At 59.9% G+C, this 4,428-nt stretch carries 5 protein-coding genes and 1 pseudogene; all 6 read right to left on the bottom strand.

Annotation, left to right across the window (positions count from 1 at the left end):
• Nucleotides 1–241: hotdog fold thioesterase (locus FDW94_RS24585; protein ID WP_249358658.1), on the bottom strand; the 241-nt coding region annotated here is incomplete at its 3' end.
• Complete coding sequence (paaH, locus tag FDW94_RS21075) at nt 234–1,652, bottom strand: 3-hydroxyacyl-CoA dehydrogenase PaaH (RefSeq protein ID WP_137378211.1); 1,419 nt, start codon at nt 1,650–1,652, stop codon at nt 234–236. The genes FDW94_RS24585 and paaH, both read right to left, overlap by 8 nt.
• A gap of 3 nt (nt 1,653–1,655) precedes the next feature.
• Nucleotides 1,656–2,444, bottom strand: a complete 789-nt coding sequence (gene paaG / locus FDW94_RS21070) for a 2-(1,2-epoxy-1,2-dihydrophenyl)acetyl-CoA isomerase PaaG (protein WP_137378210.1) — start codon at nt 2,442–2,444, stop codon at nt 1,656–1,658.
• A 2-nt stretch (nt 2,445–2,446) separates the two neighbouring features.
• Entirely contained in the window at nt 2,447–3,214 is a 768-nt protein-coding gene (gene paaF / locus FDW94_RS21065) for a 2,3-dehydroadipyl-CoA hydratase PaaF (protein ID WP_111465773.1), read from the bottom strand.
• Nucleotides 3,211–4,281 (bottom strand): 1,2-phenylacetyl-CoA epoxidase subunit PaaE, encoded by a 1,071-nt coding sequence (paaE, locus tag FDW94_RS21060; protein WP_137378209.1) that lies wholly within the window; start codon nt 4,279–4,281, stop codon nt 3,211–3,213. Before paaE ends, paaF begins: the two co-directional genes overlap by 4 nt.
• Nucleotides 4,282–4,288: 7 nt before the next feature.
• Nucleotides 4,289–4,428: pseudogene (locus tag FDW94_RS24580) on the bottom strand (phenylacetate-CoA oxygenase subunit PaaJ); the annotation flags it as partial.

Genomic DNA, 4,428 nt, shown 5'->3' with positions numbered 1-4,428 from the left:
TGGCCGCTGAGGCTACTGCTGCCAGTCCCTGACTGTTGCAGGCGTAAGCAAAGGCAGTATCCGCCAGTGAAAACAGTTGCCCGCCGTGACAGGTCTGATGGCCATTCAGCTGCGACGGCGACACGGTCATGGTCATCTGCGAATAACCGTCGTCCATCTCAATAATTTCAATCCCCAGCGCCTGCGCGCAGGTGTCTTTCACATACATGGCGCGGGCGTTGCGCCAGGCTTCATTACTCATGACGCATCTCCATCAGCGCTTTCTGGCGCAGCAGAGCACTCGGGCGATAGCGTTCTTCACCATAGTGCTGTTGTAGATTTTCCAGCAGACGAAGCACACGTCCCCAGCCGAGCGATTCACCCCAGGCCAGCGGCCCGTGCGGGTAGTTGACCCCCAAACACATGGCGGTATCGATATCCTCGGCGCTGGCGACTCCTTTTTGCAGCGCATCCAGCGCTTCGTTCGCCAGCATCGCTACCGTGCGCCATACCAGCAGCCCTGGGTAGTCGGCAATACGCAGCACTTTTTTGCCCTGCTGCTGGAAGTAGTACACCGCTTTGTCGGTGGCTGAAGCCGGGTTGGTTGGTGCGCTTGCCAGCACGACGGTGTCGCCCGCAGCATGGTCATACACCACCACCGGGCGCTGGTGCCGCACGCTTAAGGCCAGCGCGGTTTCACCGGTCGTTTCAAGGAGCAGCACATCATCCAGTTCAGTGACAACGTCACGCTTGATATTTTTTGCTGCATTTTCAGGCGCTACCGCTGCAACAGCCAGTTCAGGCGATACTTCAGCAGGCCAGCGATAGACGCCGTAACCGCTCTTCTTTCCCAGACGCCCCGCCAGAGCGAGCTCCTGTTGCAGCAAAGACGGTAGAAAACGGCGGTCCTGCCAGAAGGCGTTAAACACCGAACAGGTCACGGCAAAGTTGACGTCCTGACCAATCAAGTCGGTCAGCGCCAGCGGTCCCATCGGGAAGCCGCCGCCGTCACGCAGCGCCGCATCAATCACTTCCGCTGACGCAACCTGTTCTTCCAACGCGCGCCAGGCTTCAGCGTAGTACGGACGCGCCACGCGGTTGACAATAAAACCCGGCGTTGAGCGGCAGCGCACCGGCTGCTTGCCCCAGGCGATTACGCACTGGCAAAGCTGCTCGACCACTTCCGTTGAGGTGGCAAGGCCGCTCACCACTTCCACCAGTTTCATCACCGGTGCCGGGTTAAAGAAGTGCAGCCCCGCCACACGTTCCGGATGCTTCACTCCCGCCGCAATTGCGGTAATTGAGATCGACGAGGTATTACTGGTTAGCAGCGTTGACGGCAAACAGATCTCCGCCAACTGACTGAACAGCGCTTTTTTAATTTCCAGCCGCTCGGACGCGGCTTCAATCACCAGTTGTGCATCGGCAAGCTGATTCAGTTCAGTCGCGGGGGAGATCCGTGCCAGCAGCTCACTGGCCTGTTCCGCACTGATTTTTCCACGACCAACACGAACGTCGAGTCGCTGGCGAATACCCTCAATGGCGCGAGTAATCGCCTCAGCGGAAATGTCATACAGCAGGACCGAATGTCCGGCGCTGGCAGCCACCTCGGCAATGCCTGCACCCATTGTTCCACCGCCGATCACGGCAACGCGATGAAGAGTTTGCGTCATGGCTTATTTCCCGCTGAACTGTGGTGGGCGTTTGCCGAGAAAGGCGCTGACCCCTTCGCGATAGTCATCGCTGCGACCGGCCATGCGCTGGTAGTCGCGCTCAAGCTCAAGCTGCTGATCCAGCGTGTTGGTTTCGGAAAGCTGCAAGGCTTTCTTAATCAGCCCCAGGCCATAGGTCGGCTGCGCCGCAAAATGGCGCGCCATGGTCAACGCGGTATCTTTCAACTCGGCATCGTCGACCACTTGCCAGATCATGCCCCACTGCGCGGCCTGTTCGGCGCTGAGGTTATCACCAAGCATCAGCAAACCCACGGCGCGAGCACGACCGGCTACGCGCGGCAGCACCCAGCTTCCGCCGCAGTCCGGCACCAGACCGAGCTTGCTGAAGGCCATGACAAACTTCGCCGAGCGCGCGGCAAGGACGATGTCGCAGCCCAAGGCCAGTGTGGCGCCAGCACCAGCGGCAACGCCGTTGACGGCACAGATAACCGGCTTCGGCAGCGCGGCTAAGCGGCGCACCAGCGGGTTGTAGAAGCGTTCCACCGACATGCCCAGATCCGGCGCGGGGCCGCTCGGGTCAACGTTACGGTCGTTCAGATCCTGTCCGGCGCAAAATCCGCGTCCGGCACCGGTGATCAGCAGGCAACGAATGGTGTCGTCGCGCTCGGCCTGTTTCAGGCAGTCGGCAAGCTGCTGGTGCATCACGTCGTTAAAGCTGTTGAGTCGGTCCGGGCGGTTCAGGGTGATAGTCATCACGCCCTGCTCCACTTCGCTGAGAATAAATGCGTCCACGATTAGCGTCCTTTAAATTCCGGTGTGCGTTTTTCTAAAAAGGCGCTGACGCCTTCACGACGATCTTCGGTGCCGCTCAGCAGCGTAAACAGCTGACGTTCCTGCACCAGACCGGCCTGGAGACCCACTTCTTGCGCAGCGCGTAGAGACTGTTTTGCCGCCCGCAGCGCCAGCGGTGAGTGACGGGCGATGGTCGCCGCCAGCTTGAGCGCGTATTCATCGGAGAGGTTCGCCGGGTGAATGTCACTCACCAGCCCGGCCCATTGTGCTCGTTCTGCATCAATGCTTTCACCGCTCAGCACCATTCGGCTGGCCAGCGCTTTGCCAACACAACGGATAAGCCGCTGCGTACCGCCCGCCCCTGGCATGGTGCCGAGAGTAATTTCCGGCAGGCCGAAGCGCGCGTTATCCCCGGCAATCACCAGGTCGCACAGAAGAGCCAGCTCGCACCCGGCTCCCAGCGCGTAACCGTTAACCACCGCGATCAACGGCTTGTTGAAGGCATCAATACGTGCCCACAGGCGAGGACGAATATCGTCGAAAGTGGCGGGCAGATCTTTTTCCGCCATTTCATTAAGATCGGCCCCGGCGGCGAAATAGCGCGGGTTGCCGCCAATCACGCAAACGCTGATGCTGGCGTCCGCCGCCGCGCTTTCCAGCGCATCAGCAATCTGCGTTAGCAGCGCATTGTTCAGGGCGTTACGCGCCTGCGGACGGTTCAGGGTCAGTTGCAGTACACGGTCGTGACGGGAAATCAGCAGTTCGCTCATGCCATCCCCCGCGCATCGAAGTCGACCACTACGTCACCGCTGGTTGGCAGCGCCTGGCAGCTCAGCACATAGCCCGCCGCCAGTTCATCGGCTTCAAGGCTATAGTTGGCGGCCATCGCCACCTCACCGCTGACCACCTTGCATTTGCAGGTGGCGCACACGCCGCCTTTACAGGCGAACGGCAGGTCAGCGCCCTGGCGCAGCGCGGCGTCGAGAATGCTGTCATCTTCCGCATTCAGTGAAATCAGGCGATCGCGCCCATCCTGACGAAGGGTGACCGTGCGGCCTTCCGCCTGCACGCCGGTGGCGCGTTTCACGCTGGTCCCCGGCGTATTGAAACGCTCAAGGTGAATGGATTTTTCCGCTATGCCCAGTTCGCGCAGTGCCACTTCGGCTTCATCCATCATTGCCGATGGGCCACAGATAAAGGCGTCGTCAAAGCGGCTGAAATCGAGCAGGTTTTTGCCCAGCGCACGCAGTTTGTCGCCGTCAATACGACCCTGTAGCAGATCGCTGTCCATCGACTCCTGACTGAACAGGTGCACCACCTGTAAACGCTGCGGATAGCGGTCTTTCAGATCGGCCAGCGCCTGACGGAACATCATGCTGTGGCTGCTGCGGTTGCCGTAGATCAGCGTGAACTGGCTGGCCGGTTCGGTCGTCAGCGTCGCTTCAATAATCGCCATCATCGGCGTAATGCCGGACCCGGCGGCAATCGCCAGATATTCGGCTTCGCGCTCGGCCTGCGGCTGGTAGCCGAAGTGCCCCTGCGGCACCATCACTTCCAGCGCCATACCCTGCTGGATATCCTGCTGGGCATAGCGGGAGAAACGCCCACCGTCGATAGCTTTAACCGCGACGCTAATTTCCGACGGCGAGCGGCTGCGACAAATGGAGTAACACCGACGCAGCTCTTCTCCACCGAGGTGAACTTTCAGCGTCAAATGCTGGCCCGGTCGAAAGGCGTAGTCATTACGCAGCGCGTCAGGAATGGTGAAAGTGATGGTCACCGCATCGCGCGTTTCCGCTTCGACGTTGGCCACGGTAAGCGAATGAAATGTTGTCATCGCAACCTCAAATACATTTAAAGTAATCAAAGGGTTCACGGCAGCTGTCGCAGCGATACAACGCTTTACAGGCCGTGGATCCGAATTCGCTAATCAGCGAGGTATGGGTGCTGGCGCAGCGCGGGCACTGTACGTCAGTTGGCATTT

The organism is Citrobacter sp. wls757, from assembly GCF_005280935.1.
GTDB classification, from domain to species: Bacteria; Pseudomonadota; Gammaproteobacteria; order Enterobacterales; family Enterobacteriaceae; genus Citrobacter; species Citrobacter portucalensis.
This window is presented reverse-complemented; position numbering and strand designations above follow the sequence as displayed.